Consider the following 15,051-nt stretch of genomic DNA (forward strand, 5'->3'; position numbering starts at 1 on the left):
GCTAAGTCTTACATTTAATAGGGAGGTTTTTTACATGGAAGAAGAGTTGAAAGTCATCGTCTTTAAATTGGGTTCCGAAGAGTATGGTATTGAGGTAGACAAGGTTCAGACGATTGAGCGCATGATGCCAATTACCCGTGTTCCCAAGACACTTTCCTTTGTAAAAGGAGTTATTAATCTACGCGGTGTTGTAATTCCAGTCATTGATCTGCGCGGTCGTTTCTCCCTTCCGGAAACGGAATACACGGATCAGACTCGTATTGTTATCGTAGGTGTAGACGACATGCAAGTTGGCTTTATCGTAGATTCTGCCAATGATGTTATTGATATCAAGAGCAGTGCGATCGATAGCCCACCAGAAGTGGTTGGCGGCGTCAAAGCGAGATACCTGCGAGGTGTTGCTAAATTGGAGGATTCACGCTTGTTGATCATGCTCAACCTAAACGAAGTATTAAATAAAAGCGAGATTGTACAGCTGGAAAGTGTTGAGGGCTAGTACCGTGGAGATGTTCAACCGATTTGAGGTATTCCAGATGGATGTGCTCAAAGAGGTCGGTAACATTGGAGCAGGCAACGCCGCAACGGCGTTGTCTCAACTCCTCAACAGACCGATTGACATGGGTGTACCTACAGTACAAATGCTCCCTTTTGAAGAAGTTGCCGAAAAAGTGGGCGGAGATGAACGCATCGTGGTTACCGTGTTTCTTCGTGTAGAAGGCGAAGCACCGGGAAATCTTTTCTTTATGATGACACCAGAGGCTGCTAAAATGTTGTTGAATAGACTTGCCGGGTTTGATCTGAAAGAAGGGCTCGATTTTACAGATATGGAACAATCAGCGCTTTCCGAGATTGGAAATATTTTGGCTGGATCCTATCTTTCTTCTCTGGCAGATTTCACGAAGTTGTCTATGTATCCAACTGTCCCTGGACTTGCCATCGACATGGCAGGTGCCATTCTAAGTTATGGCTTGCTGCAATTTGGCGAGATGGGTGACGCTGCATTGTTGATTGACACATCTTTCTTTGAAGGTGAAGATCAAGTTGAGGGTCAGTTTTTCCTCATTCCGGATCCACCATCCTTTGCAAAGATATTTGAATCGCTAGGGGTGCCACTGAGCCATGATTGAGGACAAAAGCGTCGTTAAAGTCGGTATGGCGGATTTAAACATCGCTCATCTTCCTGGTGTAATCCGTACGACTGGCTTGGGTTCGTGTGTGGGATTAACAATGTATGACCCACATTTGAAGCTGGCTGGAATGGCGCATGTCATGCTTCCTACTTCAGAGATCGCCCGTGAAGGGAAACTGAACACTGCGAAATATGCGGATACGGCGTTGCCTGAGCTTTTGGAAAAGATGATTAAACTGGGCGCTTCACACTCACGTATTGTGTCTAAAATGGCCGGAGGCTCTCAGATGTTTGCCTTTGCTGGCGCTGGAGATACAATGCGTATTGGACCAAGGAATGCAGATTCTTGTCGAGAGTGGCTTCAAAAACTCAATATCCCTCTTCTAGCAGAAGATACGGGTGGGAATTATGGACGAACGATTGAGATGGATTGTGAAACTGGACTTTTGACTATTCGAAGCGTACAAATGGGTGTAAAGGAACTATAAGACTATGATAGGAAACTACCGCATTAATCTTGGAGCAGGCATCGTTGGGTTTATTCTTACTTTTTTTGTAGCATACAGCAGCAATGTGCTGATGACCAGTTTAATTCGCGGATTGATCGGATTCGTAGCCTGGTTTGTCCTTGCATATGGTTTACGCTGGGGATTGGGATTGCTGCTGAACCCTCAGATCGAGGGAAATGGGTATGGTTATGATTCACCAAGTGCTCAAGATCAAAGAGGTTCACAGGTGGACATTAAAATCGAAGACGATGGACAAGAGCTGAATGATTTGCTCAAGAATGGACAGAACGATTCATCTGGGGACGATCTTCCGCCATCTGAGACGAAAGCTCCAACGGGATTCGCCCCTTTGGATCCGCCTAAACTTGTCCGGACCAAGGATCCGGAGGAATTGGCGCAGGCCGTTCGTCACCTGACAGACAAATAAGGAGGGTGAAAGCAATTGAACGAGCGTAAAGCTTCACATTTGAACCATTCTGATCTGTGGGAAAAGTGGAAAGAACATGGAGATCTTGAAGCCAAGAAAACTTTGATTGAAAAGTATCTTCATATTGTAAATTATGTATCCGGTCGACTGGCTGTTGGTTTGCCCAAAAATGTTCCCAAGGATGACTTGGAAAGCAATGGAGTTATGGGTTTAATTGATGCATTGGAGAAGTTCGACTATGAACGTGGTCTGCAATTTGAAACTTATGCATCATGGAGGGTCCGCGGAGCCATTCTTGACGGTCTGCGTCAAGGTGATTGGGTTCCGCGTTCTGTGCGTGAGAAGGCCAAGCGAATTGAAGACGCCTATCAACAGCTGGAACAAAGTTATCTCAGGTCTGTTAGTGATGAGGAAATGAGCGAGTACTTGGACGTATCCACTAAAGATTTTCAACATATGCTTCAGGAAGTGGCAGTCATGTCACTTTGCTCGCTGGAGGATCCAATTCGTGAAGAAGAGTCTGAGACTCGTCTGTCTTTGATGGTGGATGAGAAAGCCAAAAATCCGGATTATAAAGTGAATGAGTTTTATTTGAAGGAAGCTTTGGTGCAAGGGCTTGACAAGTTGACGGTAAAAGAGAGAACGGTTGTTTCACTATTGTATTACGAAGATCTTTCTCTTAGTGAAATTGCTGAGGTTATGTCCCTTTCTCCGTCTCGTATATCCCAGTTACATTCCAAGGCAATATTACGATTACGCGGCACGTTGGACAAACAGAAAGATTTGTTGATGCGTAAAGATTAATAGAGAGAAGTAATATCATTGGAGTTTGGGGAGTGGAAAGTCTAAAAGGGGGAAGAATTGCGGTGACACAGCGGACTGCTTTGGAACAATGTTTAAACATTGTTTTATCGGACGACAAATGCACAGCCTACCTTGAATTTTCCAAAGAGGAAGAAGGCTTTGCCTGCACGATTGATGAACTTGAACAATTTGTGGCGGACAAGGGCATCAGACAAGGTGTATCGCGAGAGGCATTATTACTTTTTGTGAGCAACCCTGAAACCTATTTAAAAGATAAATACAAGATTGCCGAAGGTATCACTCCCATTCAGGGAACAGATGGATTCATCAAGATCTTGGTTGGAATGGACGATACGAACGAACGACGACCGCTCGAATCGGAAGATGGAACCGTCGATTACAAAGAAGTGACCCGGTTAAACAATGTCCGTAGTGGTCAGATCATTGCAGAGCGGATCGCTCCTAGCGATGGCATATCCGGCAGGGCAGTAACGGGTGAGGAAATTCCTTATCGTCCGGGAAAAGAAGCTCGGTTTAAAGTTGGGAAAAACGTTGTGATTAACCCGGATGGCTCTGCGATGTATGCTGCACTGGATGGGCTGGTTACCAAAACGGACGGTAACAAACTGAATGTGTTTCCTGTTTATGAAGTCAATGGTGATGTTGACTACAATAACGGTAATATCGACTTTGTAGGCACAGTTGTCATACGAGGCAATGTACTTACCGGATTTAAAGTAAAAGCAGCAGGTGACATTCGTGTCGTCGGAGGTGTCGAAGGAGCTGAACTGGAAGCAGGCGGCTCAATCGAAATTACCGGTGGTATTATTGGTTATAACAAAGGACTGGTACAAGCAGGCCATAATGTTAAATGTACTTTCATTCAAGAAGGCAACGTAGATGCCGGTGAAGATGTTCTGGTTTCCCAAAGTATTATGCACTCCAATATTCGTGCTGGCCACGGTGTCATCTGTGCGGGAACCAAGGGTCTTATTGTTGGTGGCTCGATCCAGGCTGGTCAGAACGTCTCAGCGCGTGTTGTGGGCAACAGCATGTCCACGGTCACTTCCATTGAAGTTGGTGTGCTACCAAAGTTGCGTAATGAACTCAATGATTTGCGCAAGGAAGTCAGAGAGCAGATGGATTCCTTGGACAAAACGAAGAAAGCTTTGACATTGCTGGATCAATTGGCTGCCGCTGGACAACTAACTCCAGATAAGATGTCGATGCGAATCAAGCTGAATGCTACGCAGAAATCTGCTCTTCGTATAAGTGAAGAAACGAAAATGCGTATCTTTGAAATTGAAAAGGCACTTGAAGATACAAGTAAGGCTCGTGTTGATATTCTGAAGATGATTTATGGAGGCTCTAAAATAGTTATCGGCAGATACACGAAATTTATTAAAGATCCAGTGAGTCGAATTTCATTTTATTATCACGATGGTGATATTACGATGGTTCCATACGTTTAAGTACAGCATTCAGGCACAGGAAGAAATCCATTCGAAACCGTGAGGTGAGCGTATGAGTTTCAAAGCAGTGGAGTTGCAGATTGCGGTACCACGAACAAGTGAAGCGGGACGTTATCAAAGTGAAGCCCAGCAGCGACCGATTACGGATCAGAATCTTTTGGCAGAGCAAACGTCGAAAGAAGCAAATGAAGCAAGGCAACGAAGTGAAGCAATGGACGAAACTTCACAGACTTCGGTGCGTGATGGTCATAACCATGATGGGGATCAGCAGAGTGGTTCCGATGGACAGGAGACTGCTCAGGCTCAAGAAACTGTCAAACCTGCAGAGCACCCGTACAAAGGTAAACACATAGATTTGTCATTATAATAGATGGTTGTTATAGACATGAAGCCTTGCGCACCGATGGTTGAATCAGAAGGAGAGAACCCAATTTGTCACCATGGATCATTATTGTCATATTAGGGGGCTGCGCCATCGCCTACGCTTATATTATGCCTCGGAAAAACAAGGCGCAAGAGCCCGGGCATCAATTGGTGCAGGAGATGGAATCTACGCTTGAACATTACATGACCGAGATCGAAAATGATAATGATGCTCTTATTCAACGTGTGGCTGAAATGAAGGGAGAAGCGACAGCAGCAGATCAACGTATGCAATTGCAACTTCAGGAATTACAGCAGCGGTTGGATCAGCTGGAACAGAGCAAAAAGAACGAACCTGTCGCATCAACTGTGCCACACTCAGGTAATGTACCTGTGCAAGCTTCCGAAGGTTTGCAAGCTCAAGCGCTCGTGAAAAGTGTACAAGCAGAGGCGGCCCAGCAGGCGTTAGAAGCAGACCTACAGACCAGCAAGGTCGAAACTTTGCCTGAGCGTGAATCGATTAAAGATAGATACCCAGAACTCTTTAATTTACATGCTGAGGGTAAATCGATGGATGCCATATCCAAGCAGACAGGCATTCAGCGTGGTGAGGTACAGTTAATACTTCAATTGGCAGAACGGGAGGAAAGCTAAGTCATGGACAAGCGATCCTTATGGATTGGTCTGGGGAGCGGCATGATTATTGGTGCAGTTTTGCTTCAACTGGCCACAGTCGGACAAAATGCATTATCGGATAGTAATCTGGCCCCTGAGCAGACTGCCAATATGACCAAAGAACAGCTTGAAACAGCGGCGAAAAGCCTGGATATGAAGGTGGTCGGTTCTGAAGAGGAATTGTACACAGAAGCTGAGTGGATAGAGAAGAAAAAGCAGGAAAGCAGTGAGTTGCAAGGGGAAACAGCAACACCACCTGAGACAGTAACCTCTACGGAAACACCTGCAGAGCCTGAGAAGCCACAAGAGCCTACTGCAAGTGAAGGTGAAGGGCAGAAAGAGATAACTGAGCCGAAGACAACAGAACCTGTAACGCCGAGCAATCCGAAAGGCGCAACAGTATCATTCAAAGTACGTTCAGGCAATAGTCTGGCGATCGTTGCAGCAAACCTAAAAACCGCGGGAATCGTAGATGATGCTCAAGCATTCATAAAGGCTGGCAAGGCTGAGCGAATCAATACCAAAATCCAGGTGGGTACCTATGCGCTTGAAAAAGGGGAAAGTTTCAAATCCATTATCGCAAAAATTACGAAAGAACCGTCAAACTGAGCATGCTCGGACAGGACGGTTTTTGCGTATTAAACGGTACATTTTCAAAGCTTGATAATAATTAGCTCTGAGTTACATATCAAGTTTAAATGATTCGATACTAGCAAAAAATGAAAAGTAGATTTTAGCTTCAAAGACTGTTGCATCGGACAGTCAGTTATGCTATATTAGATAACGGTGTTAAAACACACGCATGTGCTAATTTTGTTGAGGGTGCTTTCCTTATGGAGAGTCTTGGCGAAAAATGATGCCGGCGGAGGACACAATAAAAACCATATTAGGAGGTGTGTGAAGATGGCAGTAATCTCCATGAAGCAGCTTCTCGAAGCTGGGGTACACTTCGGTCACCAAACTCGTCGTTGGAACCCAAAAATGGATCGTTATATCTTCACTGAAAGAAACGGAATTTATATCATCGACTTGCAAAAGACGGTGAAAAAAGTCGAAGAGGCTTACAACTTCGTTAAAGGAATCGCAGGAGAGAATGGTACAATTCTTTTCGTGGGTACTAAGAAACAAGCTCAAGATTCCGTTAAAGAAGAAGCTGAACGTGCTGGTCAATTTTACATTAACCAACGCTGGCTTGGCGGTACCCTGACTAACTTCCAAACTATTCAAAAACGTATTGATCGTTTGAAACAGTTGGAAGCTTGGGAAGAAGACGGTACATTCGCTGTATTGCCTAAAAAAGAAGTTATCTTGCTTCGCAAAGAAAAAGATCGTCTGGAGAAATTCTTGGGCGGTATTAAAAATATGAAAGGCCTGCCAAGCGCCCTGTTCATCATCGATCCACGCAAAGAGCGTATCGCTGTTGCGGAAGCTCGCAAATTGGGTATCCCAATTGTTGGTATCGTTGATACTAACTGCGATCCGGATGAGATCGATTATGTTATCCCAGGTAATGACGACGCGATCCGCGCTGTTAAATTGCTGACAGGTAAAATGGCTGATGCTGTAATCGAAGCTAACCAAGGCGAAGAAACTTCCGCTTAATAGATTCGAACATATGTTATAAACTAAATGAAAAGGGTGGTTGGCAGGTGGATAACCTCTCACTGCCCTTTTTTTAGAGTGTACGTACAATACTTAATGTTGGAGGGAATTTATAATGGCAGTTAATGCGAGTGCAGTAAAAGAACTTCGCGAAAGAACGGGCGCTGGTATGCTCGATTGCAAAAAAGCACTGGAAGAAGCAAACGGTGATGTAACAAAAGCAGCTGAATTGTTGCGTGAGAAAGGTCTTTCTGCAGCAGCAAGCAAAGCAGGCCGTGCAGCAACTGAAGGCGTTGTTGAATCTTACATCCACGCTGGTGGACGTATTGGTGTCTTGGTTGAAGTTAACTGTGAAACAGACTTCGTTGGTAAAACGGATCAATTTAAGGATTTCGTTAAAGATGTAGCTATGCAAATTGCTGCAGCTAATCCTAAATTCGTTACACGCGAAGAAGTTCCTGCAGATGAGCTGGAAAAAGAAAAAGAAATCCTGAAAGCTCAAGCTCTTAACGAAGGCAAACCAGAAAAAATCATTGAAAAAATGGTTGAAGGCCGTATCGGTAAATACTACGAAGAGTACTGCCTGCTGGAACAAACTTTCGTTAAAGATCCAGACAAAACGATCTCTCAATTGCTGAACGAAAAAATCAGCCAAATTGGTGAAAACATCTCCATCCGTCGTTTCGTTCGTTACGAACTGGGTGAAGGTCTAGAGAAAAAAGTAGACAACTTCGTAGAAGAAGTAATGTCCCAAGTAAACAAATAAGACGGTTTCTATAAACCGGCGAGCAGAATTGATTTTCGAAGATATAAGAATGATGAAACTTCGAAGCGTAAACTCCCTTATATCTCAGGAAAACAATGCCTTACCGGTTAAACGTTTTTCCTAAAAGAGCGGAACACAACTGTGTTCCTTTCTTTTTAAGCAGGAGGCCATGCGCGAGAAGTTTTGTTGGTTGAACACCAAGCGTGTTCGATTCAAAGTGGAGGGTGAATAATTGGAACAGCCAGTATTTAAACGTGTTGTCTTAAAGGTCAGCGGAGAATCTCTTTCCGGTCAAAACGGCTACGGTATTGATGCAGATACGATCTCGTCGATTGCCCAACAGGTAAAAGAGGTTGTTGCACTTGGTGTACAGGTTGCTATTGTATGTGGCGGCGGAAACATCTGGCGTGGAATTGCCGGTAGTGAAAACGGCATCGATCGTGCAACTGCCGATTATATGGGTATGCTGGCGACAGTAATGAATTCGCTGGCACTGCAGGATGCTTTGGAACAGATTGAAGTGCCTACGCGTGTACAGACATCTATTGCAATGCAACAGATTGCAGAGCCTTATATTCGTCGTAGAGCTATTCGCCATCTGGAGAAAGGCCGGGTCGTTATTTTTGCAGCAGGTACAGGTAACCCGTTCTTTTCCACGGATACAACAGCAGCACTGCGCGCAGCGGAGATTGAAGCAGAAGTTATCTTGATGGCCAAAAATAAAGTTGATGGTGTATACTCAGCAGATCCGTTTAAGGACAGTACAGCTGTGAAATTTGATCAGTTGACTTACATGGATATTCTTAACAAAGACCTTGGTGTAATGGATTCGACGGCATCCTCGCTTTGTAAGGACAACAACATCCCGTTGATCGTATTTGCCATTACTGAACAAGGTAACATCAAACGTGTTGTTCTGGGCGAACGCATCGGAACAATCGTTAAAGGGAGTGTAGATTAATGCCACAAGCGGTTAAACAACATGCCGAAGAGCGTATGGAAAAAGCAATTCAAGCATTGCGTCGTGACCTGGCTACTTTGCGTGCAGGCCGCGCAACTCCAACTCTTCTGGACCGAATTCAGGTAGAGTATTATGGAGCAATGACGCCATTGAATCAACTCGCTAATATCAGTACTCCGGATTCCCGTACACTGATGATTCAGCCTTGGGACAAATCCTCCATGGGTGACATCGAGCGTGCCATCATGAAATCGGATCTGGGTCTTACTCCAGCCAATGATGGCAGCATGATCCGTTTGTCTATTCCGGCATTGACGGAAGAACGTAGAGCGGAACTTGTTAAGCTGACCAAGAAGTTCGGTGAAGAAGGTAAAGTAGCGATTCGTAACATTCGCCGTGATGCGAATGATGACATCAAGAAAATGGAAAAGTCAGATATTTCCGAGGATGAATCCCGGAGACATCAGGATGATATCCAAAAATCGACCGACAAGTTTATTGCTGAAGTCGATAAGGTACTCGCTGCCAAAGAAAAAGAAATTATGGAAGTGTAAGACAAGCGCAGCCCCTCCAATACGGTGGGGTTTTGTCTCTTTTTCCAAGCTTCAGATAAAGAAACTTCAGGGATTTTGGAGGAACAGGAATGATCAAACGGGTTCGGTCGTGGTGGAATGGGGCTGACAAGCAGGAAACGCTGACTATATCCGAGGACAATATCCCGCAGCACGTCGCCATCATCATGGACGGCAATGGACGATGGGCCAAACGTTTGGGACTCCCGCGTATAGCCGGGCACCAAAATGGCATGAAGGCGGTCAAACGTGCGACCATCGCGGCGGATGAACTGGGCATCAAATATCTGACGATGTACGCTTTTTCGACAGAAAACTGGACGCGTCCAAAAGAAGAAGTGGATTTTCTGATGCGACTTCCGCAAGAATTTCTGGCTATAGAGCTGGATGAACTTATAGAAAAAAATGTGCGCATTCGCATGATGGGGCAAGAGGAACATTTACCTTCTCATACCATCAATGCCTTGCGGGAAGCCATTCGTCTTACGGAACATAATACAGGTCTCGTTTTGAACTTTGCAATGAACTATGGAAGTCGTCGTGAAATGACGGACTGTGTTAAACAGATCGCTCTGCAGGTGAAATCGGGGGAACTATCGGCAGAGGACATAACACCTGAACTCATTGATAGACATATGCTGACGGTTGACATGCCTGATCCGGATCTGCTGATCCGGACGAGCGGAGAGTTGAGATTAAGCAACTTTATGCTTTGGCAGCTTGCATATAGTGAATTATGGTTTACGGATATATACTGGCCCGAATTTGGCAAAAAGCATTTGCTTGAAGCAGTAGCCGAATATCAGCGCAGAACAAGGCGTTACGGCGGTTTGAAATAGATGGAGGATGAAGCCGTTGAAACAGCGATTAACGACAGGAATCATAGCAGGTGTGTTGTTTTTAGGTTTTTGCATGCTGGGCGGACCCTGGTACCATGGTTTGGTATTGCTTATGGCTCTCATCGGTTATTATGAATTTGTTAAAATGACCGGGGTGATGCCTTTTTCAGGTGTGGCCCTGATTGGATATGCTGGTGTTTTTGCCATTGTGTTTCCTTGGGAAATGCTGTGGGAGGCAAGACCGCTATCCTTATTTCAGGTCATCTGGATAGTAATGCTTGTACTGATGACAGCTTCGGTTGTTACTAAAAATAAGGTTCCCGTGAATACAGTGGCCATGCTTTTCCTCGGCGTGTTGTATATAGGGATCGGTTTCTATTACATTGCAGAATCCAGACATCTGCTTCATGGGTTGTTCTGGACGTTCCTGTTGCTGGGTTCCATATGGGCCAGTGATGCAGGAGCTTATTTTGTAGGGAAATTCATTGGTAAAAACAAACTGTGGCCTTCCATCAGTCCAAACAAGACTATAGAGGGCGCACTGGGTGGCATCGTAATTGCAATTGTTACTTCTGTTATTTTTGCATTAGTATCAGATGGTTTGCTTTCCTGGCAGAGAGCGATTGTAATCGGAATTGCCTGTGCAGTTGTAGGTCAGATGGGTGACTTGATCCAGTCTGCATACAAACGTGTATATAATATCAAGGATTCAGGCAGTCTTCTCCCTGGGCATGGAGGCATTCTTGATCGGTGCGACAGCTGGATTGTTGTTTTTCCATTCGTACATATACTAATGCTACTGCCCTACTAAAGAAGAACATGAGTCTGAGATAACAGCATTGTTCGCCGTAGGCATTGGATAATTAAAGATGAGGTGCAGCATGAAAAAAATTGCGATTCTCGGGTCAACCGGTTCCATTGGAACCCAGACACTGGATGTAGTTGACATGCATCCAGAACTCTTTCAAGTGGAGGGACTGGCTGCCGGAGGCAATACAGACCTGCTGATCGAACAAACCAAACGTTACCGGCCGAAGAAGGTATCGGTGGGGTCTAAAGAACTGGCGGAGAAGGTAGCTCCACATTTGCCAGCAGGAACGCAACTATTTTATGGCAACGAAGGACTCGTAGAAGTTGCGGCAGGAACCGATGCACATACGGTTGTTACAGCGGTGGTGGGCAGTGTCGGATTGGAGTCAACGCTTGCTGCCATAGACGCAGGCAAACAGATCGGACTGGCCAACAAGGAGACATTGATTACAGCCGGGCATATCGTCACGACAAGAGCGGCTGCCAAAGGAGTCTCTTTACTGCCCGTTGATAGTGAGCACTCTGCCATATTCCAATGCTTAAATGGTGAAAACAGAGAACGCCTGACAGGCATCACGCTCACCGCTTCAGGTGGATCATTCCGTGATCTTACCCGTGAACAGTTGAAGAACGTGACTATAGAGGATGCGCTTAAACATCCGAATTGGTCAATGGGCTCCAAAATCACGATAGACTCGGCAACGATGGTTAACAAGGGACTTGAGGTCATTGAAGCACATTGGTTATTTGGTCTTCGATATGATCAGATTAATGTATTGCTTCACCCGGAGAGTGTTATTCATTCATATGTGGAATTTGATGACACAAGCATCATCGCACAACTGGGGAATCCGGATATGCGAGTTCCAATTCAATATGCACTGACTTACCCTGACCGCTTGCCATCACCGGCACAGCGTCTGTCTCTTGCTCAAGCTGGGAAATTACATTTCCGTGAGATGGATATGGAACGGTTCCCGTGTTTAAGAATGGCGTATGAGTGTGGTAAAATGGGAGGAACCGCAACAACGGCGTTTAATGCAGCCAACGAGGTTGCTGTAGCCCGTTTCTTGCGTAAAGAGATTTCATTCCTTAAAATAGAAGATATTATTGCTTCTGTGCTGGAAGCACACCACAATGTGGACGAGCCTGATCTGCAGGAGATCGCACGTTGTGATCAGGAGAGCCGTAAGCTTGCGGCCAGTCTGTAATCTCTTTTTTCATAACAAATTGGAAGAAGTGATTCTCTTGTGCGGCATCAGAGAATAATGATAATCTAGAGGGACAGACTGCGGTATGTGCCGTGAAGGAGGATGGATAGGGATTGGAAACCATACAAGTGGTATTTCTAACGGTGCTCATGTTCTTTGTCATCGTGACGGTTCATGAATGGGGGCATTATTATTTTGCCAAACGCGCCGGTATTCTTGTACGGGAGTTTGCGATCGGTTTTGGTCCCAAATTGTTCTCATATAAAAGAAACGAGACCCAGTTTACATTGCGTTTGTTGCCTTTTGGTGGATATGCACGGATGGCAGGGGAAGATCCGGAACTGGTAGAGATCCAGGAAGGACAGACCATTGCGGTAAGATCAGCGGATGACCAGGTGAAGATGATCTATCTGGACCAGCTGGATAACCGTAAAAATGTAATACGTGGTGAAGTCATCTCCATTGATATGGAGAGAGCGTTGAAGCTTCAACTCGATGTAGATGGAGAGATTCAGGAGTATCGTATACATCCCCAAGCGATGTTGGTTAGTCGTGGTAAACAAACGCAGATTGCACCGAAAGATCGTCAATTCGGCAGCAAAACCGTTGGACAGCGTGCATTAGCTATTTTTGCGGGCCCACTCATGAACTTTATCTTGGCCTTTGTGCTGTTTGCTGTATATGCGCAGATGGCAGGAGTTCCGGTGGAAAACCCGAAGAATCTTGAAATTGGTGAAGTGCTTGAAGGTGGGGCAGCTGATCAGGCGAACCTGCAAAAGGGCGATATTATCGAAACCATCAATGGTACTGCAATTGGTACGGATTCACAAAAAATGGTGTCCATGATTGCCGATTCCAAAGACAAGCCGATGGAATGGACGCTGCGCCGGGGTTCGGATACGTTTAATATAACGATTACTCCACGCGCTGTAGAAGGACAAGAGGGCGGTAAAGTGGGAATCGTACCTACGTTACCAACCCGATCTGTTGGATTTGTAGAGACATTTAAAGTTTCAGGCGTGGCCATGGTTGATACAACCAAAATAATATTTGAAGGTTTTAAACATTTGATCAATCAGTTCAACATGGATGATATTGGTGGCCCAGTTCGTACATTTGAAGTGACAGGGCAAATTGCTAAACAAGGGATTGAACAGTTAACGAGATGGGCAGCAATTCTGAGTCTGTACCTTGGGATTTTTAACCTGCTACCAATACCTGCACTGGACGGCAGCCGTCTGGTATTTTTGGGAATTGAAGCGCTGCGCGGCAGACCTGTTGATCCCAATCGCGAAGGCATGGTGCATTTCATCGGATTTGCGATGTTGTTTGTGTTGATGCTGGCAGTAACTTACAATGATATATTACGTTTAATTAACGGATAATTACGGTTGGACTACGCTCTGAACATTCAGAGATAGTCGTTATGGGAGGACGCTGGAGTCTTATGTCAAAGGAAAATGATAAACAGTTCGTGACTGAAATCACACCACAGGGTGAGGATTTCTCACGCTGGTACATTGATGTTATCAAAAAAGCTGATCTCATGGACTATGCACCCGTACGCGGTTGTATTGTGTTCAAACCAGACGGTTTTGAAATCTGGGAACATATTAAGGATGAGTTGGATCGTCGTTTCCGGGAAACGGGTCATCGCAACGCATACTTCCCGATGTTCATTCCTGAGAGCTTCTTTCAAAAGGAAAAAGAGCACGTGGAAGGTTTTAACCCTGAATTACCATGGGTTACGGAAGCTGGCGGAGAGAAACTGGAAGAACGTCTGGCAATCCGTCCTACATCCGAAACGATTATTGGTCACATGTATTCCAAGTGGATTCAGTCTTATCGGGATCTTCCGGTACTGATCAACCAGTGGGCTAACGTAGTTCGTTGGGAAAAAAGAACGTTGCCTTTCCTTCGCACAAGTGAGTTCCTGTGGCAGGAAGGTCATACAGCGCATGAGACGGAAGAAGAAGCACGTGAAGAAACGATGAAAATGCTAGAGATTTATCGTGAAGTGGTTGAGGAATACTTGGCTATTCCTGTAATTGTAGGTCAGAAAACCAAGTCCGAGAAGTTTGCGGGTGCGGTGGATACGTACTCGATTGAAGCCATGATGAAGGATGGACGTGCAGTACAAGCAGGTACATCTCACTACATGGGGACGAACTTTGCAAAAGCATTTGAAATCCAGTATCTTAGCCGGAATAATGTGCTCGAGCTGGCTTACACCACTTCATGGGGAGTAAGCACACGTTTGATCGGTGCATTAATTATGGTTCACGGAGATGACCGTGGTCTCGTACTTCCTCCTAAGGTAGCACCGACACAAGTGGTCATGATTCCAATTGGACCTCCGAAAACGCGTGATGCTGTAGTTGGGCGTGCAGATGAGTTGTTCACTGAGTTGAAAAAAGCTGGAGTCCGTGTGAAAATGGATGATCGCAGCGATGTTCGCCCAGGTTGGAAGTTCAATGAATACGAGATGCGCGGTGTTCCGATTCGTCTGGAGATTGGTCCACGTGATATGGAAAATGGCGTTTGTGTACTCGTATCACGCATCACAGGTGAGAAGAAAGTGGTAGAACAAGCAAACCTGGTAGAAGAGATCCAGGCTATGCTGACACAGATCCAGGTAGATATGTTAGAGCGTGCTCGCACATTTATGTCGGATAACTTCTACTCCGTGGATACACTCGATGAGATGAAAGAACTGATGGAAAATAAACGCGGGTTTACACTGGCTGGATGGTGCGGTTCAGAAGCTTGCGAAGATAAAGTAAGAGAAGTCACTGGTGCAACAAGCCGGAACATTCCGTTCCAGCCTGCGGAAGAAAAGCATACGTGCCTGGCTTGTGGTGAAAAGGCTGAACACACGGTTGTGTTTGCAAGAGCGTATTAAGTCAGGATA

The 15,051-nt window shown here is 45.3% G+C and carries 18 protein-coding genes; all 18 read left to right on the top strand.

All coding sequences use genetic code 11. The annotated features are described in order from the left end of the window. The first annotated feature begins 34 nt into the window (after positions 1 to 34). The 18 genes from F0220_RS11345 to proS all read left to right on the top strand — a co-directional run bounded on the left by F0220_RS11345 (position 35) and on the right by proS (position 15,042). Entirely contained in the window at positions 35 to 496 is a 462-nt protein-coding gene (locus F0220_RS11345) for a chemotaxis protein CheW (protein WP_036609340.1), read from the top strand. 10 nt (positions 497 to 506) lie between these two features. Continuing rightward, positions 507 to 1,127, top strand: a complete 621-nt coding sequence (locus F0220_RS11350) for a chemotaxis protein CheC (protein ID WP_091017763.1) — start codon at positions 507 to 509, stop codon at positions 1,125 to 1,127. Next, a complete protein-coding gene (locus F0220_RS11355; RefSeq protein ID WP_017689162.1) occupies positions 1,120 to 1,617 on the top strand; it encodes a chemotaxis protein CheD in 498 nt (165 codons plus the stop codon). Before F0220_RS11350 ends, F0220_RS11355 begins: the two co-directional genes overlap by 8 nt. Before the next feature lie 4 nt (positions 1,618 to 1,621). Beyond that, positions 1,622 to 2,065 (top strand): hypothetical protein, encoded by a 444-nt coding sequence (locus F0220_RS11360; protein ID WP_105598211.1) that lies wholly within the window; start codon positions 1,622 to 1,624, stop codon positions 2,063 to 2,065. 15 nt (positions 2,066 to 2,080) lie between these two features. Beyond that, on the top strand, positions 2,081 to 2,869 hold the full coding sequence (locus F0220_RS11365) for a FliA/WhiG family RNA polymerase sigma factor (RefSeq protein ID WP_017689160.1): 789 nt from the start codon (positions 2,081 to 2,083) through the stop codon (positions 2,867 to 2,869). 62 nt (positions 2,870 to 2,931) lie between these two features. After that, complete coding sequence (locus tag F0220_RS11370; protein ID WP_105598212.1) at positions 2,932 to 4,341, top strand: flagellar assembly protein A; 1,410 nt, start codon at positions 2,932 to 2,934, stop codon at positions 4,339 to 4,341. 52 nt (positions 4,342 to 4,393) lie between these two features. Next, positions 4,394 to 4,708: a hypothetical protein gene (locus F0220_RS11375; protein WP_036609332.1), complete on the top strand. Its 315-nt coding sequence runs from the start codon at positions 4,394 to 4,396 to the stop codon at positions 4,706 to 4,708. Positions 4,709 to 4,773: 65 nt separating this feature from the next. After that, a complete protein-coding gene (locus F0220_RS11380; RefSeq protein ID WP_105598213.1) occupies positions 4,774 to 5,358 on the top strand; it encodes a hypothetical protein in 585 nt (194 codons plus the stop codon). Between the two features lie 3 nt (positions 5,359 to 5,361). Further along, the gene (locus F0220_RS11385) at positions 5,362 to 5,988 is read left to right on the top strand and encodes an endolytic transglycosylase MltG (protein ID WP_105598214.1); all 627 of its coding nucleotides are present in this window, start codon (positions 5,362 to 5,364) and stop codon (positions 5,986 to 5,988) included. Positions 5,989 to 6,282: 294 nt separating this feature from the next. Next, the gene (rpsB, locus tag F0220_RS11390; RefSeq protein WP_047842496.1) at positions 6,283 to 6,981 is read left to right on the top strand and encodes a 30S ribosomal protein S2; all 699 of its coding nucleotides are present in this window, start codon (positions 6,283 to 6,285) and stop codon (positions 6,979 to 6,981) included. Between the two features lie 115 nt (positions 6,982 to 7,096). Next, a complete protein-coding gene (gene tsf, locus F0220_RS11395) occupies positions 7,097 to 7,747 on the top strand; it encodes a translation elongation factor Ts (protein ID WP_036609326.1) in 651 nt (216 codons plus the stop codon). 232 nt (positions 7,748 to 7,979) lie between these two features. Further along, positions 7,980 to 8,708 carry a UMP kinase gene (pyrH, locus tag F0220_RS11400; RefSeq protein WP_017689153.1) on the top strand — a complete coding sequence of 243 codons (729 nt, stop codon included), beginning with the start codon at positions 7,980 to 7,982 and terminating at the stop codon, positions 8,706 to 8,708. Beyond that, positions 8,708 to 9,262 (top strand): ribosome recycling factor, encoded by a 555-nt coding sequence (gene frr / locus F0220_RS11405; protein WP_091017272.1) that lies wholly within the window; start codon positions 8,708 to 8,710, stop codon positions 9,260 to 9,262. The genes pyrH and frr overlap by 1 nt, the downstream gene beginning before the upstream one ends. An 89-nt stretch (positions 9,263 to 9,351) precedes the next feature. Then, on the top strand, positions 9,352 to 10,119 hold the full coding sequence (locus F0220_RS11410; RefSeq protein ID WP_017689151.1) for an undecaprenyl pyrophosphate synthase: 768 nt from the start codon (positions 9,352 to 9,354) through the stop codon (positions 10,117 to 10,119). Positions 10,120 to 10,135: 16 nt separating this feature from the next. Then, positions 10,136 to 10,930 carry a phosphatidate cytidylyltransferase gene (locus F0220_RS11415; RefSeq protein ID WP_105598215.1) on the top strand — a complete coding sequence of 265 codons (795 nt, stop codon included), beginning with the start codon at positions 10,136 to 10,138 and terminating at the stop codon, positions 10,928 to 10,930. Between the two features lie 70 nt (positions 10,931 to 11,000). Further along, entirely contained in the window at positions 11,001 to 12,140 is a 1,140-nt protein-coding gene (locus F0220_RS11420) for a 1-deoxy-D-xylulose-5-phosphate reductoisomerase (protein ID WP_105598216.1), read from the top strand. Between the two features lie 113 nt (positions 12,141 to 12,253). After that, positions 12,254 to 13,525 carry an RIP metalloprotease RseP gene (gene rseP, locus F0220_RS11425; RefSeq protein WP_091017268.1) on the top strand — a complete coding sequence of 424 codons (1,272 nt, stop codon included), beginning with the start codon at positions 12,254 to 12,256 and terminating at the stop codon, positions 13,523 to 13,525. A gap of 62 nt (positions 13,526 to 13,587) precedes the next feature. After that, positions 13,588 to 15,042 (top strand): proline--tRNA ligase, encoded by a 1,455-nt coding sequence (gene proS, locus F0220_RS11430; protein WP_091017266.1) that lies wholly within the window; start codon positions 13,588 to 13,590, stop codon positions 15,040 to 15,042. The last annotated feature ends 9 nt before the right edge of the window (positions 15,043 to 15,051 follow it).

It is taken from the genome of Paenibacillus sp. 37 (assembly GCF_008386395.1).
GTDB classification, from domain to species: Bacteria; Bacillota; Bacilli; order Paenibacillales; family Paenibacillaceae; genus Paenibacillus; species Paenibacillus amylolyticus_B.

Excerpts from the sequence above, each read along its gene's own strand:
- F0220_RS11375 (WP_036609332.1), top strand. The coding sequence starts at position 4,394 with ATGAGTTTCAAAGCAGTGGAGTTGCAGATTGCGGTACCACGAACAAGT.
- F0220_RS11360 (WP_105598211.1), top strand. The coding sequence starts at position 1,622 with ATGATAGGAAACTACCGCATTAATCTTGGAGCAGGCATCGTTGGGTTT.
- tsf (WP_036609326.1), top strand. The coding sequence starts at position 7,097 with ATGGCAGTTAATGCGAGTGCAGTAAAAGAACTTCGCGAAAGAACGGGC.
- F0220_RS11385 (WP_105598214.1), top strand. The coding sequence starts at position 5,362 with ATGGACAAGCGATCCTTATGGATTGGTCTGGGGAGCGGCATGATTATT.
- F0220_RS11420 (WP_105598216.1), top strand. The coding sequence starts at position 11,001 with ATGAAAAAAATTGCGATTCTCGGGTCAACCGGTTCCATTGGAACCCAG.
- rpsB (WP_047842496.1), top strand. The coding sequence starts at position 6,283 with ATGGCAGTAATCTCCATGAAGCAGCTTCTCGAAGCTGGGGTACACTTC.
- F0220_RS11345 (WP_036609340.1), top strand. The coding sequence starts at position 35 with ATGGAAGAAGAGTTGAAAGTCATCGTCTTTAAATTGGGTTCCGAAGAG.
- F0220_RS11350 (WP_091017763.1), top strand. The coding sequence starts at position 507 with ATGTTCAACCGATTTGAGGTATTCCAGATGGATGTGCTCAAAGAGGTC.
- F0220_RS11355 (WP_017689162.1), top strand. The coding sequence starts at position 1,120 with ATGATTGAGGACAAAAGCGTCGTTAAAGTCGGTATGGCGGATTTAAAC.
- proS (WP_091017266.1), top strand. The coding sequence starts at position 13,588 with ATGTCAAAGGAAAATGATAAACAGTTCGTGACTGAAATCACACCACAG.
- F0220_RS11410 (WP_017689151.1), top strand. The coding sequence starts at position 9,352 with ATGATCAAACGGGTTCGGTCGTGGTGGAATGGGGCTGACAAGCAGGAA.
- frr (WP_091017272.1), top strand. The coding sequence starts at position 8,708 with ATGCCACAAGCGGTTAAACAACATGCCGAAGAGCGTATGGAAAAAGCA.